This is a genomic window from Sphingobium boeckii (assembly GCF_014199215.1).
GTDB classification, from domain to species: Bacteria; Pseudomonadota; Alphaproteobacteria; order Sphingomonadales; family Sphingomonadaceae; genus Sphingobium_A; species Sphingobium_A boeckii.
Genome location: NZ_JACIJC010000004.1, coordinates 513073 through 538778, shown reverse-complemented (window position 1 = coordinate 538778; position 25706 = coordinate 513073). Strand labels below are relative to the sequence as shown.

At 65.2% G+C, this 25706-nt stretch carries 19 protein-coding genes; 5 read left to right on the top strand and 14 right to left on the bottom strand.

The features are described 5' to 3' along the window. Nucleotides 1-100 precede the first annotated feature (100 nt). Complete coding sequence (locus tag FHS49_RS14070) at nucleotides 101-1108, top strand: serine hydrolase domain-containing protein (protein ID WP_425502692.1); 1008 nt, start codon at nucleotides 101-103, stop codon at nucleotides 1106-1108. A gap of 192 nt (nucleotides 1109-1300) precedes the next feature. Here the strand turns inward: FHS49_RS14070 and dacB are convergent, their stop codons facing one another. Further along, entirely contained in the window at nucleotides 1301-2755 is a 1455-nt protein-coding gene (gene dacB, locus FHS49_RS14065; protein ID WP_184019611.1) for a D-alanyl-D-alanine carboxypeptidase/D-alanyl-D-alanine endopeptidase, read from the bottom strand. Between the two features lie 187 nt (nucleotides 2756-2942). On the opposite strand from dacB, the gene FHS49_RS14060 reads away from it, so the two are divergent. Continuing rightward, nucleotides 2943-4220 (top strand): amidohydrolase family protein, encoded by a 1278-nt coding sequence (locus FHS49_RS14060; RefSeq protein ID WP_184019609.1) that lies wholly within the window; start codon nucleotides 2943-2945, stop codon nucleotides 4218-4220. Nucleotides 4221-4823: 603 nt separating this feature from the next. Here the strand turns inward: FHS49_RS14060 and FHS49_RS14055 are convergent. The 4 genes from FHS49_RS14055 to FHS49_RS14040 form a co-directional block, all read right to left on the bottom strand. After that, nucleotides 4824-6077: a dicarboxylate/amino acid:cation symporter gene (locus FHS49_RS14055; protein ID WP_343052986.1), complete on the bottom strand. Its 1254-nt coding sequence runs from the start codon at nucleotides 6075-6077 to the stop codon at nucleotides 4824-4826. Further along, entirely contained in the window at nucleotides 6074-7645 is a 1572-nt protein-coding gene (locus FHS49_RS14050; protein WP_184019598.1) for an N-acyl-D-amino-acid deacylase family protein, read from the bottom strand. The genes FHS49_RS14055 and FHS49_RS14050 overlap by 4 nt, the downstream gene beginning before the upstream one ends. A gap of 1 nt (nucleotide 7646) precedes the next feature. Next, on the bottom strand, nucleotides 7647-8630 hold the full coding sequence (gene dgcA / locus FHS49_RS14045; protein ID WP_184019596.1) for an N-acetyl-D-Glu racemase DgcA: 984 nt from the start codon (nucleotides 8628-8630) through the stop codon (nucleotides 7647-7649). A 216-nt stretch (nucleotides 8631-8846) separates the two neighbouring features. Further along, nucleotides 8847-10937, bottom strand: a complete 2091-nt coding sequence (locus FHS49_RS14040) for a malate synthase G (protein WP_184019594.1) — start codon at nucleotides 10935-10937, stop codon at nucleotides 8847-8849. Between the two features lie 226 nt (nucleotides 10938-11163). On the opposite strand from FHS49_RS14040, the gene FHS49_RS14035 reads away from it, so the two are divergent. Then, complete coding sequence (locus FHS49_RS14035; protein WP_184019592.1) at nucleotides 11164-12099, top strand: LysR family transcriptional regulator; 936 nt, start codon at nucleotides 11164-11166, stop codon at nucleotides 12097-12099. On the opposite strand, the gene FHS49_RS14030 is transcribed toward FHS49_RS14035, so the two are convergent. From FHS49_RS14030 to hppD, 3 genes are read right to left on the bottom strand one after another with little or no spacing between them, the layout of a single operon-like run. Beyond that, nucleotides 12024-12404, bottom strand: a complete 381-nt coding sequence (locus tag FHS49_RS14030) for a Rieske (2Fe-2S) protein (protein ID WP_184019590.1) — start codon at nucleotides 12402-12404, stop codon at nucleotides 12024-12026. The genes FHS49_RS14035 and FHS49_RS14030 overlap by 76 nt on opposite strands. Then, on the bottom strand, nucleotides 12401-13684 hold the full coding sequence (gene hmgA / locus FHS49_RS14025) for a homogentisate 1,2-dioxygenase (RefSeq protein WP_184019868.1): 1284 nt from the start codon (nucleotides 13682-13684) through the stop codon (nucleotides 12401-12403). Before hmgA ends, FHS49_RS14030 begins: the two co-directional genes overlap by 4 nt. Before the next feature lie 16 nt (nucleotides 13685-13700). Further along, the gene (gene hppD / locus FHS49_RS14020) at nucleotides 13701-14741 is read right to left on the bottom strand and encodes a 4-hydroxyphenylpyruvate dioxygenase (protein ID WP_184019582.1); all 1041 of its coding nucleotides are present in this window, start codon (nucleotides 14739-14741) and stop codon (nucleotides 13701-13703) included. Between the two features lie 77 nt (nucleotides 14742-14818). Between hppD and FHS49_RS14015 the strand changes: the two genes are divergently transcribed. Continuing rightward, complete coding sequence (locus FHS49_RS14015; protein WP_184019580.1) at nucleotides 14819-15268, top strand: MarR family winged helix-turn-helix transcriptional regulator; 450 nt, start codon at nucleotides 14819-14821, stop codon at nucleotides 15266-15268. A 94-nt stretch (nucleotides 15269-15362) separates the two neighbouring features. On the opposite strand, the gene FHS49_RS14010 is transcribed toward FHS49_RS14015, so the two are convergent. The 4 genes from FHS49_RS14010 to FHS49_RS13995 all read right to left on the bottom strand — a co-directional run bounded on the left by FHS49_RS14010 (nucleotide 15363) and on the right by FHS49_RS13995 (nucleotide 21905). After that, the gene (locus FHS49_RS14010) at nucleotides 15363-16772 is read right to left on the bottom strand and encodes an efflux transporter outer membrane subunit (RefSeq protein WP_184019578.1); all 1410 of its coding nucleotides are present in this window, start codon (nucleotides 16770-16772) and stop codon (nucleotides 15363-15365) included. A gap of 172 nt (nucleotides 16773-16944) precedes the next feature. Further along, a complete protein-coding gene (locus FHS49_RS14005; protein ID WP_184019576.1) occupies nucleotides 16945-20109 on the bottom strand; it encodes an efflux RND transporter permease subunit in 3165 nt (1054 codons plus the stop codon). 126 nt (nucleotides 20110-20235) lie between these two features. Then, the gene (locus FHS49_RS14000; RefSeq protein WP_184019574.1) at nucleotides 20236-21513 is read right to left on the bottom strand and encodes an efflux RND transporter periplasmic adaptor subunit; all 1278 of its coding nucleotides are present in this window, start codon (nucleotides 21511-21513) and stop codon (nucleotides 20236-20238) included. A gap of 11 nt (nucleotides 21514-21524) precedes the next feature. Further along, entirely contained in the window at nucleotides 21525-21905 is a 381-nt protein-coding gene (locus FHS49_RS13995) for a hypothetical protein (protein ID WP_184019572.1), read from the bottom strand. A 131-nt stretch (nucleotides 21906-22036) separates the two neighbouring features. On the opposite strand from FHS49_RS13995, the gene FHS49_RS13990 reads away from it, so the two are divergent. After that, the gene (locus FHS49_RS13990; protein ID WP_184019570.1) at nucleotides 22037-22663 is read left to right on the top strand and encodes a TetR/AcrR family transcriptional regulator; all 627 of its coding nucleotides are present in this window, start codon (nucleotides 22037-22039) and stop codon (nucleotides 22661-22663) included. A 151-nt stretch (nucleotides 22664-22814) separates the two neighbouring features. Here the strand turns inward: FHS49_RS13990 and FHS49_RS13985 are convergent, their stop codons facing one another. Together FHS49_RS13985 and FHS49_RS13980 are read right to left on the bottom strand one after the other, a co-directional pair. Next, on the bottom strand, nucleotides 22815-24047 hold the full coding sequence (locus FHS49_RS13985; RefSeq protein ID WP_184019568.1) for an MFS transporter: 1233 nt from the start codon (nucleotides 24045-24047) through the stop codon (nucleotides 22815-22817). A gap of 106 nt (nucleotides 24048-24153) precedes the next feature. Next, the gene (locus FHS49_RS13980) at nucleotides 24154-25653 is read right to left on the bottom strand and encodes a CoA-acylating methylmalonate-semialdehyde dehydrogenase (RefSeq protein ID WP_184019566.1); all 1500 of its coding nucleotides are present in this window, start codon (nucleotides 25651-25653) and stop codon (nucleotides 24154-24156) included. Between the last annotated feature and the right edge of the window lie 53 nt (nucleotides 25654-25706).

Here is a 25706-nt window from a genome sequence, read left to right as displayed (position 1 = left end):
GGCAAGCCAAAACACAGATATACGGTCATTTTTTTGTAACAGTGGTATCTCGGCATCAAGGCGCGCTATCCGCAGGCCTGAAAGATCGGACAGGGAGCGAATGGGCATGATCGAGGCGATGGTGGAGCGGGGCTTTGCGCCCGCCGCCGCGGCGGTGGCGGCGGGGCGGATCCCGTGCGCGGCGCTGGGGATCGTGAATGCCGCGGGGGAGCGCGCGGTGCGGCATGTCGGCATGGCCGCGCTGATGCCGGAGCCGGAGGCGCTGAGCGCGGATCACTGGTTCGATCTGGCTTCGGTGAGCAAGGTGATCGCCACCACCACGATGATCCTGACGCTGGCCGAACAGGGGCGGATCGATCTGGATCGGCCGCTGACCGATGCGATCCCCGACCTGCGCCAATATGATGTGGCGGGCGCGGCGGAGCGGCGGCTGACCTTCCGGCAATGCCTGGCGCATCACACCTTCCTGCCCGCGGTGGAACCGCTTTACACCTATGGCGGCGATCCGGCGACGCTGCGCGCCTTCGTGCTGCAGCGCGAATGGCGGCATGGGCCGAGCGTCTATTCGGACAATAATTTCATCCTGCTGGGGATCGCGATCGAGCGGATTACCGGCGCGCCGCTATCCGATTGGCCGCTGGGGCCGGGGCTGCGCTATGGCCCGCCGCCGGGGCTGGCGGTGGCGACGGAGCAGTGTTCGTGGCGCGGGCGCGTGATCAAGGGCGAAGTGCATGACGAGAATGCCTATGCGCTGGGCGGGGCTGCGGGCCATGCCGGATTGTTCGGCACGGTGGCGGGGGTACTCGGCTTTGCGCAGGGTCTGCTCGATGGCAGCGGTGCCTCGCCCTGGATGCTGGAGATGATGCGCACGCGGATGAATGGCGATCGCACGGCGGGCTGGGAAAGACGCTTTGCCGGCTGGCATGGCGGCGACGCCTGTTCGGATGATACGATCGGGCATACCGGCTTCACCGGCACGGGCCTGTGGGTGGATTTCGAACGCGGGCTGGCGTGGACGCTGCTGACCAACCGGGTGCATCCGACCCGGCATGTGGAGACCGGGATCAAGGATCTGCGCGTGGCGACGGGGGGGGCGGTGATGGGGTGAGGGTAATTCCCTGACCCCGCCTTATGAATCCGTTTGTCCCGAGCCCTTCGACTGCCTGCAAGGCAGGCGCTCAGGATAAACCAAGGTCGAGGGACGTGGTGACAGTTCCCACGTCCCTCGACTTCGCTCGGGACAAACGGGTTAAAAATCCGCAGGGAATAAGATCGGGACAAACGGATTTAGCCGGCGAATTCAATTCTCCGCCGCCACCAACTCCAGCGCGGCGTCCATCGCGGGGGTGGCGCTGACGCCCTCGGGGACGTCGTTGGCGTAGATGGAAAAGGTCAGCGTGCGACCGCTTTTGGCGATCATATAGCCCGAGAGCGCGTTGGTGGCATTCAATGTGCCGGTCTTGGCAAAGAGGCGGCGTTCGAGGCTGGTGGCCCGGAAGCGGTTGGCGAGCGTGCCGTCCATGCCGGCGATCGGGAGCGTGTCACGCCAGGCGCTGCCCCAGGGCTGGGCGGCGATCCAGCGCAGGAAGATCACCATGCCGCGCGGCGCGACGCGGTTATAGGTGGACATGCCCGAACCATCGGAAAAATCGTAAGCGGTGCGCGGCACGCCCGCGCTGGTCAGCATATTGCGGATGGCGGCCTGGCCATCGGCGATCGAACCGGTGCCGGCTTGCAGGCCGACACGACGCAGCAGCAGTTCGGCATGGAGATTGTGGCTGACCTTGTTGGTGGTGACGAGATCGAGACCGAGCGGCGGCGGGACGAGGCGCGCGAGCACGGGCCGTTCCGGCGGGCGCGCGGGCGAGGCGTCGCCGCGCTGCGCGGGATCGTCCGCAGGGAGCAGCGGGCGATGCCGCACGCCGATCCGACCCTTCACGCGCACGCCGCGCGCTTCGAGCAGCGCTTTGAAACGCCATGCCGCATAATAAGCCGGATCGTCGATTGCGGGGCGGAGCCGTTGGGGTTCGGTGCCCAGCGCGATCGTGCCGGTGATCCGCAGCGTCATGCTGCCCGGCGCGCGATCGAAATCCACTGCGGTCTTGCCCTCGGCTATGGTGACCGCATGGTTCTGGATGGTGTAATAACGCAACGGGGCGGTGACGATCGGGGCCGAACCTGCCGCGCCGGGGGCGACGAACAGTTCCAGTTCGTTATCGTCGAGTGTGAGGGCCGAGGTCGCCGTGCCCGAGCGGGTGGGGATGTTGTTCCAGCTCATGCCGGGGCTCCAGCGCTGATCGGGAAACAGCATGTCGTCGCCGATGATGTCGCCGACGGTGCGGGTCCGGGCGGCGACCGCGTCGGCGAGCGCGGCGAGGCAGTTGTCCACGCAGCCGGGCGCGCTGGAGAGGCGGGCGTCGCCATGGCCCTCCAGAATGACATCGGGCCGGCGCTTGTTCTTGCCCTCCAGCCGCACCGCAGCGCCGCCCGTGGCGTCCGGCTGGTCGAGCGCGGGCAGCGTGGCGAAGGCGGCGGCGGTGGTGAACATCTTGGTGTTGGACGCCGGAATGAAGCGGTCATCGGGCGCGATGGCGATGATCTCCCTGCCATCCGCGGTGGCGATCACCAGCCCGAAGCGGGGGCCGGGGCCGACGGCTTTCAGCCGCGCCTCGACGCGCTGTTGCAGGGTCTGTTGCGCGGCGGCGGGGAGCGGTGTGAATAGCAGGATGAGACATGCGGCGGGGATGATCTTCATGGGGCAAGCGTAAAGCGAATGGCGGCGAGAGGAAATAGCCACGGCATCGGGAGGGAATAGCTCCAAATGCCGCTCGGGCTGAGCCCGAACGGTGTGTGTCATGCGCAGTGAAGGCACTTGCCGTGCAGAGTTACTGGCTTCAAGGATGGCACATGATCCGGATCGACGCGCAGAGATGATACGCTGGATGCGCAATGCGTTGGGGCTGGTGCTGTTCCTCGCCTGCGCCGGATCGGTGCTGATCGAGCGCGCGACGCTGATCCGCGGCGCGCGCGTGTTCGACGGGACGGGCACGCCGGCGCGGGTGCTGGACGTGCTGATCCGGCGGGACCGGATCGCGGCGATGGGCCGCCGGCTGACCGTGCCCGAGGCGCGGGTGATCGACGCGCGCGGCATGACGCTGATCCCCGGACTGCACGATCTCCACATCCATACGATCCCCGAAGCCTTCGCCAGCGCCGAGACGCTGAGCGCGGCGCACCGGCCGTTTCTGGAAAGCGGCGTCACCGCCATGAACGAATATTCGGTGGGCGGCGATCGACTGGCGGCGATCCGCGCGGTGGCGGCCGATCCGGCGGTGAAGGCGGCCCATCTGGCGCTCGCGCTGCGCGTCGGCGTGCCGGGCGGGCATGGCACCGAATCCGATTTCGTGCGCGCGATCACCACGCTCGCGACCACGCCGGAGGAAGCGCGCGCGGCGATGGCGCGGTTGCTGCCCTTCAGGCCCGATGTGATCAAGGTGTTCGCCGATGGCTGGCGCTATGGCCGCGGGGGCGACAAGAGCGACATGGATCTGCCGACGCTCTCCGCCATCGTGCAGGCGGCGCACGCGCAGGGTGTGCCCGTGGTGACGCATACCGTGACGCTGGCGGGCGCGAAAATGGCGGCGCGCGCGGGGGTGGATGCGGTGGTGCATGGCGTGGGCGATGCGCTGGCGGACGGCGAACTGATCGCGCTGATGCGGGCGAGCGGCATGGCCTATGTGCCGACGCTGGCGGTGTATGAGCCGCAGCCGGACCGCCAGCTCCTGCCCGCCGAATGGGACCGGCTGCGGCCGGAGGATCGCGCGCGCGAAGAGGCGCGCCGCGCCGCGCCGATCGAGCCGATCGCGGACTATGACGCGCAGCGCTGGGCGATCATGCGGGAGAATGTGCGGATCCTCCATGCGGCGGGGCTCCCGATCGGGATCGGCACGGATACGGGGATCGGCGGCGTCTATCCCGGCCTGGCGACGGTGCGCGAGATCCGGCTGCTGACGGGGCTTGGCTTCACCCCGCGCCAGGCTTTGAGCGCGGCGACGGTGGGCAGTGCGCGGATCATGGATCGGCAGGGCCGCGATGGCCGGATCGCACGCGGACGCGGCGCCGATCTGGTGCTGGTGGCGGGGCGGCCGGATGAGCGGATCGAGGATCTATATGCGGTGCGACGGGTGTGGGTTTCGGGCCGTCTGGTGGTGGGGGATTGAGGGCGCGCCAACGCCGCTCGGACGGAGCCTGTCGAAGCTGTATCTTGCTTCGGAGCTGGAGCGGCGAAGGTTGGTGGAAGTCGGCAATTACACGACGTCATTCCCGCGGATGCGGGAATCCCGCTTCTGTTTTCTTTTTCGGCTCTGCAACTTTGAGCGACTGCTATGCAATGACACAAAGAAGAAGCGGGATTCCCGCGTTCGCGGGAATGACGGAAAATGGTGGTTTGCGGACTGGCGACTTTCGGGTGAGGGGCAGCGCTTAGCTGGCGTTCGCACGAGCCAATATGGTAGCGTCCACGTCAAATACTTTCTGACGAAGGCGAGCGAGGAACGGCTTTCCGTGCGATTCCATTCGGTCGGGCGGATAGTTCCGTATTCCATATTCATAACGCTGCACCTGATCGACAAGGCTCATGCGGAGTCGATCCAGATCGCGATCGGATAGGCTCTCTCGCTCGGTGAAGGCTCGCTCGATAAACACAGCAGCATTGTATGCCCATTGGAATGAGCGTCCGCAATCGGGCGTTGCGGAGGCGGAAAGGAATGACCGAGAGTGGTCGTTAACAGGCTTACACTTACAGATTATGACCCAATTCCGGATCAGGTCCGCGATGACGGTTCCCCCGACCGATACACTTCCTCGTCCAATTCCCCTTCCCAGCGCGCGACCGTGGTGGCCACGGTGAGGTTGGCGCTGGCGCTGGGCACGGTGCGGGTCATGTCGAGCAGGCGATCGAAGGGGAGGACGAAGCCGACGACCAGCGCGGTCTGCTCGGGTGCGATGCCGACGGCGGACAGCACGGCGGCGAGCATGAAGAGCGAGGCGGAGGGGACGGGGGCGGTGCCGAAGGCGGCGAGTGCGCCGGTGAGCAGGACGACCGCATAGACCTGTGGCGTCATCGGCGTGCCGAACGCCTGCAGCGCGAAGATGCTGAGCAGCCCGACATACATGGCGGTGCCATCCTTGCCGATGCTCGCGCCCAGCGGGAGCACGGTGGAAAAGACGGGGCGGCCGATACCGAGGTTTTTCTCCGCCACGCGCATCGCCACGGGGAGCGTGGCCGAGCTCGACGCGGTGGAAAAAGCGACGACCAAGGCATCGATGATCTTGCGGAAGAAGGGCAGCACCGGGAGGCGCGCGAGAAAACGCAGGATCAGGCTGTGCACCACGACCGTCTGGATCAGCGATCCCAGCACTACCGCGAGTGCGAGCCAGCCGACATGGACGAACATCGCCGCGCCATTGGCCGCGACGGCATTGGCGATCAGCGCGAACACGCCGAAGGGCGTGGCCTCCATCACGATCCCGACGATGCGGAGCAGAACGGCGGAGGCGGATTGCAGCAGCGCGGCGAAGGGTTTGCCCGGTTCGCCCGCGACCACCGTGCCCACGCCGAGCAGGATCGCGACGAAGATCAGGGCGAGCATGTCCCCCTTGGCCAGCGCATCGACGATGTTGAGCGGGATGATGCCGATCAATTGCTGATAGGGCGTGACGGGATCGCCCAGCGCATGAGGTGCCGCGGTGCCGAGCGGCGCGCCCACGCCGGGGCCGATCAGCGTGGCGACGGCCATGCCCACCGAGACCGCGATCGCGGTAGTGAGAGCGAACAGGCCGATGGTGCGGCCGCCAAGCCTCCCCAGCCGTTTGGGATCGGCAAGCGCTGTGATCCCCGCCGCGATGGTGACGAGTACGATCGGGGCAACGAGCATCCGGATCGCGCGGACGAAGAGATCGCCCATGAAGGCGACCGCGGGCGTGGCGGACGGCCAGACGAGCGCGAAGATCAGGCCAAGGACGAGGCCGCCGATCACGCGTTTCCATAAGGGGATGGCGAGCCAGGCGCGGATCATGAGCAATGCCCCTTTGGCCTATGGGGGAGCGGGCGGCCGGGGGCGGCGGCGGTGGGTTTGCCGTGATCGATGGCGATCGTGCCGTTGACGATGACGGTCTGGACGCCCGTGGCGAAGAGTTTCGGCTGATCGTAAGTGGCGCGGGCGGCATAGGTTTTCGGATCGAAGATCACGACATCGGCAAAGGCGCCGCGGCGGAGGCGGCCGCGGTCTTTCAGTTTGAAGGTGTCGGCGGTCAGCGTGGCGCTGCGCTCGATGAACTGGCGCAGCGTGATGACCCGATCCGCCACCACATATTTGGCATATTTGCGCGCAAAGGAGCCGTAGACGCGGGGGTGGCCGGGGGAGGCGTCCGAGCCGGTCATCACCCAGGGGCGCTTCATGAAGGCGGCGATATCGGGCTCGCTCTGGTTGAAGGAGGCGAGCGCGAAATCGGATTCCTGGATGAGCCGGATTGCGGCGGCTATGGGATCAATCTGCGCGGCTGCGGCGATCTGCGCCACGGTCCGGCCCTTATGGGGGCCATCGGTGATCAGCAGGCTGGCGGCACCGCCGCGTTTGCGCATCGTCTCGGTGATCTCGGCGCGCAGACGGACCGCAAGCGCAGGATCGTGCAGGCGCTTGCGCAGCGCCTGATAGCCGCCCTCCTGCGCCCAGGCGGGAATGAGCGCGGCGACCAGCCGCGTGCCCGAGGCCGACCAGGGATATTGATCGGCGGTGACGTTTTCGCCGCGTGTGCGGGCGGCTTCGACCATTGCGATCACCCTGGGTGCCTGCCCCTGCACATCCGCGCCGAGCGCCTTGATATGCGCGATATGGACGGGCATTTTCGCGCTGCGGCCGATCCCGATCGCCTCCTCGATCGCGGCCATCAGCCCGATGGTGTAGCTGGATTCATCGCGGATATGGCTGTCGTAAAAGCCGCCGCGGATGGCGGCCTCGCGCGCGATGGCGACCACTTCATCCGTTTTGGCAAAGCTCTGTGGCGCATAGAAGAGTCCGGTGGACACGCCGATGGCGCCTTCGCACATCGCCTTGGCGGTGATCTGTCGCATGTGCGCCAATTCGTCCGGCGTGGGCGTCCGATCGGACTGGCCCAGCACGGCCGCGCGGACCGATCCGAAGCCGACATAGGCCGCGAAATTGATGCCCACGGGCTTGTCCGCCACCGCCGCGAACAGGCGCGCGATATTCGGCCCGCCGCCGCCGTCATTGCCGATGAAGGCGGTCGTGACACCCTGCATGAGGAAGGGGAGGACAAGCCGTTCCTGCGCACCATCGGAGGTGAGCATAGCATCCGCATGGGTGTGCGGATCGATGAAGCCGGGAGCGACGATCATGCCCGCAGCCTCGATCGTGCGGCGCGCGCGGGCGGCAATATGCGGCGCGACCCGCTGGATGCGATCCCCGGCGATCAGCACATCACCGATGAAGGGCGCGCTGGTGCCGGTATAGATCGTGCCACCCCGGATCAGCAGATCGGCCTGGGCGGGGACGGGCTGGATACTGAGCGAGGTGCCGATGATCGCGGCCAGCGCGATGAGGCGTGCTGTGCGGCCCTTGCGCATCCTACCCCCAGAAGCCCGGCGCGGGCGGGGCGAGTATACCACCCGTGTCGCTGACGCCACCGATACGATCTTCCCGGAGCCAGAGCGGCCCATCAAGATCGGCGAAATCGGAGAGCCGCGCGATATGCAATGCCGGGGCGATCGAGAGCGAGGAGCAGATCATGCAGCCGGTCATCAGCCCCATACCCCGCGCGCGCGCGGCATAAGCGAGATCCAGCGCTGCGGTGAGGCCGCCGGCCTTGTCCAGTTTGACGTTCACCGCCTGATAGCGGCGCGCGACCACATCGAGATCGGCGGCGACATGGATCGCTTCATCCGCACAGATGGGAACGCGCGGGGCGAAATCTTCCAGCCAGGCGTCCTCTCCGGCGGGCACCGGCTGTTCGAGCAGCGCCACGCGCAGCTCGGCGAGCAAAGGCTGGAGCGATTCCATCAGCGCACGGTCCCAGCTTTCATTGGGATCGACGATCAGCGCGGGGCCGGGGGCGGCGGTGCGGACGGCACGGATCTGCGCGGCGGGATCATGCGCATCGACCTTCACCTTGATCAGCGGGACATGGGCGATGGCGGCGGCGGCGCGGGCCATGGCCTCGGGCGTGTCGATCACCACGGTGAGCGCGGTGGGGATGGCGAGGGGCTGGGGGGCGTCGAGGAGGTCCGCGACGCTCCGGCCGGTGCGCTGCGCCTCCAGATCCCACAGCGCGCAATCGACCGCATTGCGCGCGGCGCCGGGGGGCAGCAGGGCGAGCAAAGTCTGGCGATCCGCGCCGTCCGCGATGGCGCTGCGGATGGTCTCGATCTCGGCCAGCGCGCTGGCCACGCTCTCGCCATAACGGGAATAGGGGACACCCTCGCCGCGCCCGGCCGCTCCGTCTTCGGTGATCGTGACGGTGATCACATCGGCCTCGGTCTTCACGCCCCGCGCAATGCGGAAGGGCGATTTCAGCGCGAAGCGATCGTGGCGGGCGTCGAGTGTGCGGGGCAAGGAATGCGCGCCCTTCCGGCTGGTGTCAGTGTCTCGCGCACTGTGTAACCAAAAGCGTCCGAGGGTGCGCGACAAAAATCATCGCTCCCCGGCACGGGGAGGTGGCAGCCGAAGGCTGACGGAGGGGCAGTCGTCTCGCCGTAGCCGGACGGAGCCGCGCGCTGCCACTGCCCCTCCACCGCAAGGGCGGTCCCCCTCCCCGTGCCGGGGAGGAATTTAGAGTGCCTTCGCCTTGGCGCGGAAGGCGTGGAGCAGGGGTTCGGTATAGCCATTGGGCTGGGCCATGCCTTCGAACACCAGGGCGCGGGCGGCCTGGAAGGCGAGGCTGGTGGCCTCGTTTCCAGCCATCGGATGGTAAAGCGGATCGCCCGCATTTTGCGCATCGACCTTGGCCGCCATCCGGCTGAGTGCGGCATCGGCCTGCGCGGGCGTGCAGATGCCATGGAGCAGCCAATTGGCCATATGCTGGGAGGAGATGCGCAGGGTGGCGCGATCCTCCATCAGGCCGACATCATGGATATCGGGCACCTTGGAACATCCGACGCCCTGATCGATCCAGCGGACGACATAGCCGAGGATCCCTTGCGCATTATTGTCCAACTCGTCGCTGATCTCCTGGTCGGACCAATTCTGACCCGTTGCGAGCGGGATGGTCAGCAGCGCATCGAGACTGGCGACGGGTTCTGCCTTGCGCTCGGCCTGACGCGCGAACACGTCGACCGCGTGATAATGGGTGGCGTGGAGCGTGGCGGCGGTGGGCGAGGGCACCCAGGCGGTGTTCGCGCCGGTCCTGGGATGGCCGATCTTCTGATCGAGCATGTCCGCCATCCGATCGGGCGCGGCCCACATGCCCTTGCCGATCTGCGCCTTGCCCGAAAGCCCGCAAGCGAGGCCGATCTGGACGTTGCGATCCTCATAGGATGCGATCCATGACGAAGCCTTCATGTCGCCCTTGCGGATCATCGGCCCGGCCTGCATCGATGTGTGCATCTCGTCCCCCGTGCGATCGAGAAAGCCGGTGTTGATGAACACGATCCGGTCTTTCACGGCCTGAATGCACGCGGCGAGATTGGCCGAGGTGCGGCGTTCTTCGTCCATCACGCCGACCTTGATCGTGTGGCGGGCGAGGCCGAGCAGATCCTCGATCGCATCGAACAGATCGTTGGTGAAGGCGGCTTCCTCCGGCCCGTGCATCTTGGGCTTCACGATATAGATGGAGCCCGCGCGGCTGTTCACGAAGGCACCGGTGCGCTTGAGATCATGGAGCGCGATCAGGCTGGTGACGATGCCGTCCAACATGCCCTCGGGTGCTTGCTGCCCATTGGCGAGCAGGATGGCGGGGGTGGTCATCAGATGGCCGACATTGCGGACGAAGAGCAGGCTGCGGCCGGGCAATGTGAAGGCGGTGCCATCGGGCGCGGTGTAAGCGCGGTCGGGCGCGAGCGCGCGGGTGATGGTCTGCCAGCCCTTCTGGAAACTGGCGGTGAGTTCGCCCTTCATCAGCCCGAGCCAATTGGCATAGGCGGCGACCTTGTCGTCTGCATCCACCGCGGCGACCGAATCCTCCAGATCGACGATTGTGGAGAGCGCGGATTCGAGGGTGACGTCCGCGAGTCCGGCGGGATCGTCCTTGCCGATCGGATGCGCGGGATCGATGACCAGTTCGATATGCAGGCCATTGTGGCGGAGCAGGATATTGGCACCCGCATGGCCGATGAATTGGGCAGGCTCGGCAAGCGTGGGTGCGCCTCCCGTCCAGTCGGTCCAGCTTCCCGAGGCCAGCGGCACGCTGCGATCGAGAAAGGCCTTGGCCCAGGCGATCACCTGCGCGCCGCGGACGGGATCATAGCCCTTGCCCGCTGCCGCGCCGGGGAGCGCATCGGTGCCGTAAAGCGCGTCATACAGGCTGCCCCAGCGGGCGTTGGCGGCGTTCAGCAGGAAGCGTGCATTGAGCACGGGGACGACAAGCTGCGGCCCGGCGAGCGTGGCGAGTTCATCGTCCACATGCTGCGTGGTAATGGCGAAGGGCGCGGGTTCGGGGACGAGATAGCCGATCTCGCGGAGGAAGGCCTGATAGGCCGCGGTGTCGAGGGGCTGGCCTTTGCGGGCTTCGTGCCAGGCATCGATCTGTGCCTGGAGCGAATCGCGCTTGGCGAGCAGGGCCGCGTTTTCCGGGGCGAAGCGGGTGTAGATATCCGCCACGCCCTGCCAGAAAGCGGCGGGCGCGATTCCCGTGCCGGGAAGGGCTTCGTCCTCGATGAAGCGCGCGAGGCTTTCGGCGATCTGGAGGCCGGATTTGTCGATCATGATATGCCCTTTTGCTAATACCAGCGGAGCTAAACCGTCATGCTGAACTTGTTTCAGCATCCATGCTTCCGCCCGCAATATGGTCGTGACATTGAAATGGACCCTGAAACAAGTTCAGGGTGACGGCGAGTTGCTGCACCGTCGGTGTGGACACATATCTAGACCCCCACCCAGTCTTTCACTAGACATCAATAATGCAAGACAGTTTTTCCTCTGGGTTAACATCATGATGGACCCTGATTACGATCTGTTCGTGACCGTGGTGGATATGGGGGGGCTGTCTGCGGCGGCGCGGCGGCTGGGGGTTTCGCCCGCGATGGTCTCCAAAAGGCTGGCGCGGCTGGAGCAGCGGCTGGGCACGCGGCTGATCCACCGGTCCACGCGCAAGATGGCGCTGACCCCGCAGGGCGAGCGGCTGCGGAGCGATCTCGGGACGATCTTCGAGGCCTTGCGCACGGCGGAGGATCGGGTGACCGGGCGGATCGGAGAAGCCGCCGGGCCGCTGCGGATATCGGCGCCGACTTCGTTCGGGCGTATGCACATCGCGCCGCATCTGGAGACATTTCTGGGTCTCTATCCGCATGTGGAGGTCACGCTCAACCTGTCGGATGATTTCACCGATCTGTTCTCCCCGCAGGTGGATCTGGCGATCCGCATCACCGCCGACGTCAGCCCGAGTCTGAAGGCGCACCGGCTGGCGACGAGCCAGCGCGTCCTGTGCGCCGCGCCCGCCTATCTGCAGACGCATGGCGAGCCGGAGACGTTGAGCGCACTTGCAAAGCATCGCCTGCTGGCGGCGTCGGGGCAATTGCCGTGGAAGCTGGTGGGGCCGAAGGGCACACGGACCGTGGACGGCAAGAGCCTGGTCACCACCAATTCGAGCGAGGTGGTGCGCGAGCTGGCGATCTCGGGCGCGGGGGTGGCGCTGCGGTCTTTATGGGATGTGGGGACCGAACTGGCGGACGGGCGGCTGAAGCGGATTCTGTCCGATCATGAGGGATCGACCGATGTCGGCATCTTTGCGGTCTATCCCGCAATGACGCCGACCGCTGCGATGGCTGCGTTCATCGGGTTTCTCGAAACGCTTTACGCGCCCTCGCCGCCCTGGGCCGTGACGATCACGCCATCCACCACCGTGACCGGCCAGGGGGTGAGCCGCTGACCGGTGCAGGGGCCGCCAACGCACAGGCCTTCTCCTATCGTGAAGAGCGCGCCGTGCCAGGCGCAGGCGATGTGCGTGCCGCCGGGCGTGAGATAATCATCGAGTGTCTGCGTCATCGGCACGCCCATATGCGGGCAGCGATCGACATAGCCGTGCACGCTTTCACCCTGCCGCACGACGAAGCCGTGGAAGCGGCCAGCCTTCATCTGCAGCACGAAATTGCGCGCCGCGCCGTCGGCCACCTGCATCAGCGGACCAAGTGTGACCCCGGCGGGCGTCGCGAACAACCGCTTGGCATCGGTCATGCGCCGGGCGGCACCTGCGCCTTTTGAAATCCGGTCCAGCAATCGTCATAATCGAGCTGGCACAAGGGGGTTTCGCTGGCGAAGCGGGTGGGGCGGAAGGGGAAGCGGCTTTCGAACATGAAGGCCATGGTGCTTTCGATTCTGTGCGGTTTCAGCTCGGCCGTGACCGCGCCCTCATAGCTCGCCTGATCGGGGCCATGGCCGCTCATGCCATTGTGCAGCGACGCGCCGCCGGGTGCGAACCCCCCCGCCTTGGCATCATAAGCACCGTGGATCAGCCCCATGAATTCGCTCATCACATTGCGATGAAACCAGGGCGGCCGGAAGGTGTTTTCGGCAACCATCCAGCGCGGCGGGAAGATCACGAAATCGCAATTGGCGGTGCCCGGCGTATCGGTAGGCGACGTCAGCACGGTGAAGATCGAAGGATCGGGATGATCGAAGCTGACCGTGTTGATCGCGTTGAAGCGGCGCAGATCATAACGATAGGGTGCGAGATTGCCGTGCCAGCCGACCACATCGAAAGGCGAATGCGATTGGGTGGTGGTCCAGAGGCTGCCGCCGAATTTCTGGATGATTTCGAACGGGGCGTCGTCATCGTCGAAGGCGGCGACGGGCGTTTCGAAATCACGCGGATTGGCCAGACCATTGGCACCGATCGGGCCGAGATCGGGCAGCCGGAACACCGCGCCATAATTCTCGCAGACATAGCCCCGCGCCTGCCCGTCCAGCAGCGCCACCTGAAAGCGGATGCCGCGCGGGATCAATGCGATCTGCTCGGGTGCGATCGTCATGACACCCATTTCGGTGGTGATGCGGAGACCGCCCTGCTGCGGCACGATCAGAATCTCGCCATCGGCATTGAAAAAGGCGCGACGCTCCATCGAGCGATTGGCGGCATAGAGATGCACGCCGATCCCGCTGGCCGTCGCAGGATCGCCATTGCCGCAATAGCTCGTCATGCCGTCTAAAAAGTCGGTCGGCTCTGCCGGGATCGTCAGTGGATCCCAGCGGAGACGATTGGGCGTGGGCGGCATTTCATCGAACGGGCCGGAGCACCACCGCGTTTCGCGCGCATAAGGCACGAATGCCGGATGATTGGCGGTGGGGCGCAAGCGATAGAGCCAGCTCCGCTTGTTTTCCGCCCGTGGCGCGGTGAAGGCCGTGCCTGAAAGCTGCTCGGCATAAAGGCCGAACGGCGCTTTCTGAGGGCTGTTTTGCCCCTGCGGCAGGGCACCCGCCACGGCTTCGCTGGCAAAGTGATTGCCGAAGCCGGTCATCATGCGGGCCGCAGTCTCATTCATCGACGGTGATCACACCGCGACGGATCTGATCGAGTTCGATCGATTCATAGAGCGCCTGGAAATTGCCATTGCCGAAGCCTTCATTGCCCTTGCGCTGAATGATCTCGAAGAAGATCGGACCAAAGGTGTTCTCGGTGAAAATCTGGAGGAGGATACCCTCGTCCTGCACATCGCCGTCGATCAGGATGCGGTTTTTCTTCAGCCGTTCCAGATCTTCACCATGGCCGGGGACGCGCTTGTCCACCAGCTCATAATAGGTCTCGATCGTATCCTGCAGCTTCACGCCATTGGCACGGAGTTTCTCGACCGTGTCGTAGATATTGCCGGTGGTGAAGGCGAGATGCTGGATGCCCTCGCCCTGATAATCGCGGATAAATTCCTCGATCTGGCTCTTGTCATCCTGACTTTCGTTGAGCGGAATGCGGATCGCCTTGTCCGGCGCGATCATCGCCTGGCTGAACAGGCCCGTGGCCTTGCCCTTGATGTCGAAATATTTCTGTTCCTCAAAGCCGAACAGCGTCTTGTAGAATTCGGACCAGACCCGCATCTGGCCGCGCTTCACATTGTGGGTGAGGTGATCGAGCAGATCGAGGCCCATATTCTTTTCGGCGGCCAAGGCGCGCCACCCGTCAAACTCGGCCCAATCCGCATAGGGATCGCCGCCATCCTGCATGAAATAGAGATAGGAGCCGCCGATCCCCTCGATCACCGTGTCATCCTCGATCGTGCGCTTGGCTCCGTGATCGAGCGCCCATGCCATCGCCGCTTCGGGATCGGCGACGCGGAAGGCCATCGCGCTGGCCGAAGGACCATGCACGCCGCGAAACGCCGCGACCCGGCCGTCTGCGTCGCGATTGAGCATCAGATTGATCCGGCCCTGCTGATAGCGGGTGATGTTCTTTGAAGGATGACGGTGTGTGGCCACGAAACCGAGCTGCTCGAACTGCCGCGCCATTTTTTCAGGCGCAGGCGAGGTGAATTCAACGAATTCGAACCCGTTCAGGCCCAGCGGATTGCGGGGATCGGCGGCCATGTTGAGTCTCCAAACTAGTATCTATTGATACCAATATGCGCCGTTGCGCCCATGGTGTCAAATGCTACGGTCGGCCGATGACTGCCAAGACACTCCAGCTCGACGCCTTCATCCCGTTCCGCCTGTCCTTCACCAGCAATCTGGTGAGCAGTACGATCGCGCAGAGCTATGACGCGCTGTTCGGGATCAAGATCGCGGAGTGGCGCGTGATTGCCTGGGTGGCGGAACGCGAAGGGATTTCGCAGCAGGAGATTTGCGAGCTGACGCGGATGGACAAGGTGACCGTCAGCCGCGCCGCGATCGCGCTGACCGAGCGCGGGCTGCTCGAGCGCAAGCCCAATGCGGTGGACCGGCGCTCGCATCTACTGGCGTTGAGCGCTGAAGGGCGCAAACTCTATGCCGCCATCGCGCCCAAGGCGCTTGAGCTGGAGCGGCGGATTTTTGCGGAATTCAGCGAGGCGGAGCTTGAGGGGTTCGTCGGGACGCTGCGGCGGATCGATGCGATCGTGATCGCGCTGGGGGAGTAACCCTCATTAAAGCCGTTTGTCCCGAGCGCAGTCGAGGGACGTGGGTGCAGGTGACCACGTCCCTCGACTACGCTCGGGACAAACGGTGAGGGGGCTAGCTCACCGCCCCCGCATCCACCTGCCATCCGCCGCCCAGTGCGCGGAAGAGATCGACCTGGCTGGTGGCGATGCGTGCATCCGACAAAGCCAGATCGGCCTCGGCCTCGGCGAGCGAGCGTTCGGCATCGAGCACGGTCAGAGAATCGATCTTGCCCTCGCGCAACTGGACGCGGGCGATCTTCGCGGCGACACCCGCCTGTTCGCGCGCGGCGGTGAGCGACTGGCGGCGATCGAGTTCATGCGCATAGACCGAGAGCGCGGTTTCGGTTTCCTGCAGCGCATTCAGCACGATGCCGTCGAAGCTGGCGAGCGCGGCGGCGGCCGAGGCTTCGGAGGCTTCTATGCGTGCACGATTGGCTTCCTGATTGGGAAAGGCCCAATTGACGAGCGGCCCCAACAGCCAGCGGAACGGTCCGCCGGTGAAGATGTCTCCAAGCGAGGGGCCGGTGGCACCGATCGATCCGCCGAAGGTGATGCGCGGATAGAGATCGGCGGTGGCGATTCCGATCCGCGCCATCTCCGCCGCCAGCCTGCGTTCGGCCTGGCGGATATCGGGGCGGCGCGCGAGCAAGGCGCGGCCGTCGCCGACCGGGATCGCCTGATCCAGACGCAAGATGGTCCGGCGCGCGCCTGCCGCGTGGGGGAGCTCGGCAGGCGCGCGACCGGTGAGCGTGGCGAGGCGAAACAGAGCCCCGTCGCGCCCGGCTCGAAGCGGGGGCAACATGGCCTGCTGCCGATCGCGAAGGGACGCGACACGGGCAACATCGAGACGCGACCCGCGACCCGCTTCGAAACGCTTGGTGGTGATATTCAGGGTCTGATCGATCAGACCGACGGTGCGGCTGGCGACCTCAAGCCGCTCGGCGGCGGCGCTGGCATCGGCATAGGCACGCGCGGTTTCGGCGGCGATCGCGACGCGCACGGCGTCGCGCGCGGCGGCCAAAGCGTCGGCATCGCCGCGCGCCGCCTCGATCGAACGCTTCACGCGACCGAACAGATCGACCTCATAGGAGACGCTCAGCCCGACATCATAGCTGTCGCCTTCGCGGTCGAGACCCGGCACGGTCTGGATGGCAGGCGTGCGGCCATAGGTGGCTCCCGCGCCGATCGCTGTCTGGGGCAGACGATCGGCGCGGGTCTCACGCAGCAAGGCTCTTGCGCGCGCGAGATTGGCGGAGGCGATGCGAAGATCGGTGTTGTGCGCAAAGGCGTCGGCCACCAGGCTGTCGAGCACCGGATCCTGATACAGCCGCCACCATTCGCCCGCAGGCTCGGCGACTGAAAAGGCCGGATGGGTGCCGCCGATGAAGGCGCCGGTGGCGGGGGCGGCGGCGACGGGCGTCTTGTAATCCGGGCCGGTGGCGCAGGCGGCGAGCGTCAGCAGGCCAGCAGAGGCCAACATCATGGACAATCGCTTGCCCGCTCCCCTCCAGCCCTTGCCGGAGGGGTTGGGGGTGGCTTCTGCTTTTTGCCCCCCTGAAGAAGGGGCCACCCCCACCCCCTCCACGGAGGCGTGGCGGGAGGTAAAGGGCAGGGGGCGGAGAAGGGATTGGGTGAGATCGAACACAGCGATGTCCTTATTCAGCGGGCTGGAGCACGGGCTCCGGCGAACGACGACGTGGCCACCAGCCATTCATCGTGCGGAGAGCGACGTAGAAGACCGGCGTGAAGATCAGCCCGAACACGGTGACCCCGATCATGCCGGAGAAGACCGCGGTGCCCAGCGCCTGGCGCAATTCAGCGCCGGGGCCGGAGGCCGTGACCAGAGGCAGAACGCCGAGGATGAAGGCGAAGCTGGTCATCAGGATCGGACGCAGACGGGCCTGGGCGGCTTCGACGGCGGCTTCAAGCGGGGTGGCACCGCGCTCCTCGGCCTGTTTGGCGAACTCCACGATCAGGATCGCATTCTTGGCGGCCAGACCGATCAGCACGATCAGGCCGATCTGGGTCAGGATATTGTTATCCATGCCCCGCAGATTGACGCCCGCCATCGCGGCGAACAGCGTCATCGGCACGATCAGGATGATCGCCAGCGGCAGGATCAGGCTTTCGAACTGCGCTGCCAGCACGAGGAAGACGAACACCACCGCCATGCCGAAGACGATCGCGGCGACATTGCCCGCCGCCTGCTGCTCGAAGGCGATCCCGGTCCATTCGGCGCTGAAACCGGCTGGCAGCTTTTTGGACAGGACTTCCATCGTGGCCATGGACTGGCCGCTGGAATAGCCTTTTGCGGTTTCGCCATCCACCTCGACCGCGGGGAAGAGGTTGTAGCGGGTCACGCGATAGGGGCCGGTCTTGTTCTCGAACGTCGCGACCGCGCCGATCGGGACCATGCCGCCGCCATTGGAGCGGGTCTTCAATTGCGCGATGTCGGCGGGATCATCCCGCGCATCGGCTTCGGCCTGCGCGGTGACGCGGAAGGTGCGACCCAGCAGGTTGAAGTCGTTCACATAGGCCGAGCCGAGATAGACCTGCAGCGCTTCGAACACGCGCGATGGCGGGACGCCGAGCATATCGGCCTTGGCGCGATCGATGTCGGCATAGATGCGCGGGGTTGCGGTGTTGAACAGGGTGAAGACGTTGGCCAGCCCCTTGTCCTGATGCGCACCGCCGATCAGGCCGCCAGCGGCTTGCTCGAGCGCGGGGAACCCCTCGCCATTGCGATCCTGCACCATCATGCGATAGCCGCCGCCATTGCCGATCCCGCGGATGACCGGGGGCGGCAGCACAAAGGCCATGGCCTCGTCCATATCGGACAGCGCGGCGCGCATGTCATTCTCGATATTGGCCTCGGTGCGATCGGTGCCCGCGCGCTCGGAAAAGGGCGTAAAGGTGATGTAGGCGGCGGCGGCGTTTGACGCCTGCGTGCTGGAAGCGCCGTCGAAACCCGCGAACATCACGGCGGCTTGAGCCCCGGGAACTTCGAGCAGTTTCTTCACGGCTTTCTTGAGCACGGCATCGGTGCGCTCCACCGAACTGCCCGGCGGAAGCTGGATGACGGCCAGCGCATAGCCCTGATCCTGCGCTGGCACGAAGCCGACCGGCGTGGCCCAGAACAAGGCGAGCGTGGCCGCGACGAGACCGCCATAGGTAAACAGCATCTTCTTGGGCTGGCTGGCCACGCGGCGGGTGAGCCCGGCATACCAGAGGCTCATGCGATCGAAGCCGTGGTTGAACTTGGCACCGGCGCGATAGGCCATGCGCCGCCAGCCCCCGGCGGGTTCTTCCGTCGCCTTGGGCTTGAGCAGGCGTGCGGCAAGCGCCGGGGAGAGGGTGAGCGACAGGATCAAGGAGATGATCGTGGCCGTGGTGATCGTGACGGCGAACTGGCGATAGAATTCGCCCGAGATGCCGGTGAGGAAGGTGGTCGGCACGAACACCGCCACCAGCACGAGCACGATCGCCACCAATGCGCCGGACACTTCGTCCATCGACCGGTGCGCGGCGTCCCTGGGGCTGAGGCCGTTCTCCAGATTGCGCTCCACATTCTCCACCACGACAATGGCGTCATCGACGACGATGCCGATCGCGAGGACCAGGCCGAAGAGCGAGAGCGTGTTGAGCGAATAGCCCAGCGCTGCGAGCACGGCGAACGTGCCGATCAGCGAGACGGGGATGGCGATCACCGGGATGATCGCCGCGCGCCAGCTTTGCAGGAAGACGACGATGACGAGCACGACGAGCACCATCGCTTCGAACAGCGTTTTTTGCACCGCGCCGATCGAATCGCTGATGAATTCGGTAGGGTTCCAGATGATCCGATATTCGAGACCCTTGGGGAAGGTCTTGGCGGCGTCGGCCAGCTCGGCCTTGATGCCTTCCGCGGCGGCGAGCGCATTGGTGCCGGGCCGCTGGGTGATCCCCATGATGATCGAATCCTGGCCCGAGAGATAGGCGTTCACGCCGTAATCCTCGGCACCCAGCTCCACCCGCGCGACATCGGACAGCCGGGTGATCGCGCCGCTTTCATCGGTGCGAATCACGATGCTGGAGAATTCCTGCGGTGTCTTGAAGCGGCCCTGGGTCTCCACGCTGATCTGGTTGGCGGCGCCATTGTCATAAGGCGGCTGGCCGATCGTGCCGGCGGCAACCTGGACGTTTTGCGCGCGGAGCGCCGCGACGATCTCGCCCGCGGTCAGCCCGAGGCTCGCGGCGCGGCCCGGATCGATCCACACGCGCATCGCATAGTCGCGCGCGCCGAACACCTGGACATCGCCAATGCCTTCGACGCGGGTCAGCCGGTCCTTGATCTGGGTGAGCGCATAATTGGAGACATAGCCGCGATCCAGCGAATGATCGGGGGAGAGGACGTTGACCGCCATCAGCCAGGACGGCGACGTCTTGCGCACGATGACGCCCTGCCGGCGCACTTCCTCCGGCAGGCTCGGTTCGGCCAGCGCGACGCGATTCTGCACCAGAACCTGTGCGGTATCGAGATCGGTGCCGAGCTTGAACGTGACCGTGACGGCCAGTTTTCCGTCTCCGGTCGACTGGCTGGAGATATAGAGCATGTTATCCACGCCGTTGATCTGCTGCTCCAGCGGCGCGGCGACCGTATCGGCCACCGTATCCGCAGACGCACCGGGATAATTGGCGCTGACGGTGACTGTGGGCGGGACGACATCGGGATATTGCGACACCGGGAGGCCGAAATAGGCGATGGCACCGACGATTGTGATGATGATCGCGATCACGCCCGCAAAGATCGGGCGGCGGATGAAGAAATGGCTGATACCCATGGCTTTTTGCCTTTTGTTTTCTTGGCTCTCGATCCGTTCAGGTTGAGCTTGTCGAAACCCCTTCCTTCTTCCCGATCTGAAAGGGGGAAGAGGCTTCGACAGGCTCAGCCCGAACGGAGAATGGTATTACTGCGCCAGTGTCGCCTGGGACGCGGCCGGGCTTTGCACCGGGCGTGCGGCGGGCTTGAAGCCGGCGGGGGGATCGATCTTGCCGGGGCGCGGATTGACCTTGCTGCCCGGCGCGGCGAACTGCACGCCCTGGATCACCACGCGATCATCCGCGTTCAGCCCCGAGCGAATGCTGCGCAGGCCGCCCACGAGCGGACCCGGCTCCACGGGGCGCACCGCGACGGTGCCATCCTTCGCCACCACGAACACCACCTTGCGCGCCTGATCGGTGCGCACCGCGGCATCGGGGATGAGCAGCGCCTTATGCGTGCCACCCGCGGTCAGCCGCATATTGCCGAACATGCCGGGAGCGAGGAAATAATCCGCGTTGGAGAGCACAGCACGGCTGCGCATCGTGCCCGATCTGGGATCGATCGCATTGTCGGTGAAATCCACCCGGCCGGTGCGGTCATAGCCGCTTTCGTCCTGCAGCTTGATCTCCACCTGCTGCGCGGCGTCTTCCCCTTGCTGCCTGGCGCGCTGCGCCTTCAGATAGAGCGCCTCAGATCCTTCGAATGTGAAGTAAATCGGATCGAGCGCCAGCACTGTGGTGAGCATGGATTCATTGGCCGCGACCAGATTGCCGATATCCACGCGCCGGTCGGAGATGCGCCCGGTGACGGGCGCGCGGACGTTGGTGAACTCCAGATCGAGCGCGCGCTGACGCACCACGGCCTGCGCGGCGGCGACACCGGCAGACGCAGCGCGCACCGCGGCGGCGAGCGAATCCACTTCCTCCTGACTGACGGCTTCGTCGCTTACCAGCCGGGCGGCGCGGGCATATTCACTATTGGCGAGTGCAAGCGCAGTCTGGGCGGAGGCGACGCGGGCGCGGGCTTCGGCGAGCGTGGCCAGATACGGGCGCTGATCGATCGTGAAGAGCAATTGGCCCTTCTGCACCACATCGCCATCCTTGAAATGGATGGATTGGAGCTGGCCCGAAACGCGCGGCCGGATCTCCACCGACTGGCTGGCCTCGAAGCGGCCGACATAATCATCCCATTCCACGATATCGCGTTGCAGCGGCTGGGCGATGGTGACGTTGGCGGGGGGAGGCGCGTCGGCCTTGGCTTCGGTGCCGCCGAAACCCTTCAGGCCGGCGAAGGCGATCACTGCCAGCGAGACCGCAGCGATACCGGATTTGGCGCGGCGCGAGAGGCGCGAAGGCCGGGTGACCGCGGGATCCTGTCCGGGCGGGAGCAGGCCGAGTTCGTCCTTGGGAAATGACTGGTACATGGGATGATCCCTCAATGCGCGAAAAGGTGTGTGGCGGCGGCACGCAATTGCAGCGCGCGCGCCTGAAGCGGGGAAAAGCCCGCGGCGGTGAATGTCTCGATCTCGCGTTCGGGCAGGCGGCCCTCGGCCAGCCGCGCGATCACGGTGAAGCGGCGCAGCGCCTCCAGCTTGGGATCGGCCAGCGGCGCGGTCCGCTTGATCCCGAACACGGCGTCGAGCGCGCGACCGATGCGCGAGGGCGGGCGGCCCGTCTCCAGCCGGTCATGATCCGCCATGGCGATCACGCGCGCTTCGAGCGCGGTGAAGCGCGCGGCGACCGTCGCCTCGGCGGTGTTGGTTTCCCAGCGTGTTGCGGAGTCAAACGTCTCCACATCGAAAGCGCGATACGCCATCGATTGTCTCCCTGTGTTCATACTGCGGCAAGACGACTCGGTGCATAAATGTGACTGACCGGTACGTCTCTTGCGTTTCAGATACCGATCGGTTACATTTTTATCAAGAGCGAAATTGAGGATCGCGAAAAATGAAGGCCAAAGAAAAGCTATCGACCTGCCAAGCGAGCGCGTGCGTACCCCGCAAAGGCGCAGCAAAGCGTGTGTTCGATACGGCGATGGAGCTTTTCTACAAGCGCGGCATCCGGGCGGTGGGCGTGGACGAGATCGTGACTCAGGCGGGGGTGACCAAGCCGAGTCTGTATCGCAATTTCGCCTCGAAGGATGATCTGGTCGCCGCCTGCCTCGAAGGCTTTGCAGAAGATAGCTGGGCGGAAATCGATGCGGTGTTGCTGGCGGCGGACAAGAATCCGCGCGCCCAGCTCCGCGCCTTCGTCACTTATTATGCCGACAAGATGAGCAAGCCCGATTTTCGCGGCTGCCCCATGTCCAACACCGCGGTCGAATTTCCCGAGCCGGGCCATCCGGGCCGGGTGATCGTGGAGAATTGCAAGGTCGAGCTACGATCAAGGCTGGTCGAACTGACCCGGCAGCTCGACGTGCGCGAACCCGATGCGCTGGCCGATGGACTGCTGATGCTGATCGAAGGCGCGTATAGCACGCATCATGTGTTCGGCACGCAAGGCCCGGCACAATCGCTGGTGGGTTGCGCAGACGCGCTGATCAAGGCGCATGAAGCGGTGTCCCAGCGCGCCTGACCGGATAGCCGGCAGCGCTAAGCGGGATGACTTGAATTGTAACCGTCATTGCGAGCGCAGCGAAGCTATCCAGCGATGCCGCAAGCATCCAATGGATTGCTTCGCTGCGCTCGCAATGACCGTCTGTGATCCTGTCTAAAGTCATCACGGTCTAATTCTTGGCGTAGACGGGCCGGGGCAGGCTGACGAGCGCCAGGCTGCTGGCAAGCATCAGGCCTATGGTGAGCGCGAGAAACGGCGTATAATTGCCGAAGGCGTCGAAGATGACCGACGCGCCCAGCGGTCCGGTCGCGGTGCCGATCGACAGCGCCGAAAGCAGGCCACCGTAAAGACCGCCAAAGGATTTCAGCCCGAAATGCTGGGTTGTCAGATAGACGATCACATCCACTTCAGCGCCCAAAGTCAGGCCGATGAGTGCGGCGGCGAAGGCCTGCCCGAGAAATCCATCGCCGGCCGTCAGCAACACCGCGCAGCCCAGAGCGGGCAGCAGAAACACCGCGGCACCCACCAACGATCCGCGGAACCGATCCAGCAGCAGCCCTGTCGCCAGCCGGCCGGCGATCGAGAAGATGCCGACCAGCGAGGCGATGCCTGCCGCTTTCAGCGGATCCGCGCCCAGATTGGCGAGGATCGGCACGAAATGCACCACCAGCGCGATGATGGTGAAGGTGAAGAGCAGGCTGGCGAGCAGCAGCCGGGCATAGATGAAAGAGCGCAGACCCTCGGCAAGGCTCACGCCTTCGAGTTCGCGTCGGGCCTCGCGGGCGGGGGCCGATTTGGGCTGTTTGTCATGCGCGCCGCGGAAAAACAGGAAGATCACGGGAAAGGCGATGGCCACCCAGATGGCCGCCTGGATGACGAAGGCGGTCTGCCAGCCATAAGCGCCGATCAGCCAGGTGCCGAGCAGCGGGAACAGCGTTGCGGCGATCGACGCGCCGCACAAGGTGATGGCGAAGGCCAGCCCGCGCGAGGCTTCGAAGCGGGTGGCCACGGCGCTGGTCCAGATCGTCGCCTGCACCGGCAGGGTGGCGACGGCCATGATGATCCACAGCCCATACCATTGGAGCTTGTCGCCCGACGCAGTGCCGAGCAGCGCAAAGGCCACGCAGGTCAGGAGGATGCCGATGAGGCCAAACAGCCGGGGGCCGTAACGATCGACCAGGAGGCCGATGGGGATGCTGAAAACCGCCTGGATCAGCGTGGCGATCGTCAGCCCAATCGTGGTCTGCGTGCGCGACCAGCCGAAGGAGTCGCTGATCGGCTGGATATAAGGGCCGAGGCCATAGATATGGATGACGCTGGTGGCATAGCCCAGCAGCGCCGCGATCGGCACCATATAATGCCGCCGCCATTCGGCCCGCGCATTCCCAATCACCGCCTGCATCCGATCCACCCCTCCACGCATCTGCGATTGAGACGGGCTGGATGCCCGATTCAATCCGATGCGTGAAGGGTGAACCGGCCCTTTTCGCGGGGACGATGCGTGGCGATCACCCCATGGTGGGGATCACGAAGCTCTGATCGCTGACCAGACCGCCGCTGGGCCAGCGCTGCGTGATGGTCTTGACGCGGGTGTAGAAGCGTACGCCGTCCATGCCATATTGGTTCATGTCGCCAAAGCCGGACCGCTTCCAGCCACCGAAGCTGTGATAGGAAACGGGCACGGGGATCGGCACGTTGATGCCGACCATGCCGACTTCGACGGAGGCGGCGAACCGCCGGGCGAAATCGCCGTTGCGCGTGAAGATCGCGACGCCATTGCCATATTGATGCTGGGTCGGATAGCTGACCGCTTCCTCAAACGTCTTGGCGCGCAGGATCTGGAGAACGGGGCCGAAGATCTCTTCCTGATAGCTCTGCATGGCGGGCGTGACATGATCGAGCAGCGTGGGGGCGAGGAAATAACCGTCTTCATAGCCCTGCAGCGAAAAGCCGCGACCGTCGATGACCAGTTCGGCACCTTCCTTCACGGCCATGTCGATATAGGATTCGATCCGCGCCTTATGCTGCGCGCTGACCACCGGGCCATAATGCGCCTCGGGATCGGTGGAGATGCCCACCTTCAATTTTTCGATCTCGGTGACCAGCTTTTCACGCAGCGTGGTCGCGGTCTGCTCGCCCACGGGCACGACCACGGGCAATGCCATGCAGCGTTCGCCCGCAGAGCCATAGGCTGCACCGAGGATATCGGCCACCGTCTGATCCAGATCGGCGTCGGGCATGATGATGCCGTGATTCTTCGCGCCGCCCATGCACTGCATCCGCTTGCCGTTTGCCGCGCCGCGGCCGTAAACATATTGCGCGATATCGGAGGAGCCGACGAAGCTCACCGCCTTGATATCAGGATGATCGAGGATCGCATCGACGACCACCTTGTCGCCATGCACCACATTGAGGATGCCTTTGGGCAGGCCGGCCTCGATCAGCAATTCGGCGAGCCGCACCGACACCGAAGGATCCCGCTCCGAAGGCTTGAGGATGAAGGCGTTGCCGCAGGCGATGGCGGGGGCGAGCATCCACAAGGGGATCATGGCGGGAAAGTTGAACGGCGTGATCCCGGCGCAGACGCCGAGCGACTGGCGCACGGAATAGACATCGATCCCCGGCCCGGCACCCTCGGTATATTCGCCCTTCAGCAGATGCGGGATGCCGCACGCGAATTCCACCACATCGAGCCCGCGCTGGATATCGCCCTTGGCATCGTCGATCACCTTGCCATGTTCGGAGGCCAGCATTTCGGCCAGCTCGTTCATATTCTGCTCGATCAGCGCCTTGAAATTGAACATCACGCGCGCGCGGCGCTGCGGGTTCATCGCGGACCAGGCGGGCTGCGCGGCGACGGCATTGGCAACGGCGGCGTTCAGATCGGCGGGCGTGCTGAGTTCGACATGGGCCTGAACCTGGCCGATCGTGGGCGCATAGACTTCGCCCAGACGGGGATTGGTCAGCGGCGCAGCGGCGCCGTCGATGAAATTGGTGATGGTGCGCATGATTCTCTCCTCGACTTTGTTGCCGCATGGAATAGGCTATGCAAACGCGCCGC

Excerpts from the sequence above, each read along its gene's own strand:
- FHS49_RS14070 (WP_425502692.1), top strand. The coding sequence starts at position 101 with ATGGGCATGATCGAGGCGATGGTGGAGCGGGGCTTTGCGCCCGCCGCC.
- dacB (WP_184019611.1), bottom strand. The coding sequence starts at position 2,755 with ATGAAGATCATCCCCGCCGCATGTCTCATCCTGCTATTCACACCGCTC.
- FHS49_RS14060 (WP_184019609.1), top strand. The coding sequence starts at position 2,943 with ATGCGCAATGCGTTGGGGCTGGTGCTGTTCCTCGCCTGCGCCGGATCG.
- FHS49_RS14055 (WP_343052986.1), bottom strand. The coding sequence starts at position 6,077 with ATGATCCGCGCCTGGCTCGCCATCCCCTTATGGAAACGCGTGATCGGC.
- FHS49_RS14050 (WP_184019598.1), bottom strand. The coding sequence starts at position 7,645 with ATGCGCAAGGGCCGCACAGCACGCCTCATCGCGCTGGCCGCGATCATC.
- FHS49_RS14040 (WP_184019594.1), bottom strand. The coding sequence starts at position 10,937 with ATGATCGACAAATCCGGCCTCCAGATCGCCGAAAGCCTCGCGCGCTTC.
- FHS49_RS14035 (WP_184019592.1), top strand. The coding sequence starts at position 11,164 with ATGATGGACCCTGATTACGATCTGTTCGTGACCGTGGTGGATATGGGG.
- FHS49_RS14030 (WP_184019590.1), bottom strand. The coding sequence starts at position 12,404 with ATGACCGATGCCAAGCGGTTGTTCGCGACGCCCGCCGGGGTCACACTT.
- hmgA (WP_184019868.1), bottom strand. The coding sequence starts at position 13,684 with ATGACCGGCTTCGGCAATCACTTTGCCAGCGAAGCCGTGGCGGGTGCC.
- hppD (WP_184019582.1), bottom strand. The coding sequence starts at position 14,741 with ATGGCCGCCGATCCCCGCAATCCGCTGGGCCTGAACGGGTTCGAATTC.
- FHS49_RS14015 (WP_184019580.1), top strand. The coding sequence starts at position 14,819 with ATGACTGCCAAGACACTCCAGCTCGACGCCTTCATCCCGTTCCGCCTG.
- FHS49_RS14010 (WP_184019578.1), bottom strand. The coding sequence starts at position 16,772 with ATGATGTTGGCCTCTGCTGGCCTGCTGACGCTCGCCGCCTGCGCCACC.
- FHS49_RS14005 (WP_184019576.1), bottom strand. The coding sequence starts at position 20,109 with ATGGGTATCAGCCATTTCTTCATCCGCCGCCCGATCTTTGCGGGCGTG.
- FHS49_RS14000 (WP_184019574.1), bottom strand. The coding sequence starts at position 21,513 with ATGTACCAGTCATTTCCCAAGGACGAACTCGGCCTGCTCCCGCCCGGA.
- FHS49_RS13995 (WP_184019572.1), bottom strand. The coding sequence starts at position 21,905 with ATGGCGTATCGCGCTTTCGATGTGGAGACGTTTGACTCCGCAACACGC.
- FHS49_RS13990 (WP_184019570.1), top strand. The coding sequence starts at position 22,037 with ATGAAGGCCAAAGAAAAGCTATCGACCTGCCAAGCGAGCGCGTGCGTA.
- FHS49_RS13985 (WP_184019568.1), bottom strand. The coding sequence starts at position 24,047 with ATGCAGGCGGTGATTGGGAATGCGCGGGCCGAATGGCGGCGGCATTAT.
- FHS49_RS13980 (WP_184019566.1), bottom strand. The coding sequence starts at position 25,653 with ATGCGCACCATCACCAATTTCATCGACGGCGCCGCTGCGCCGCTGACC.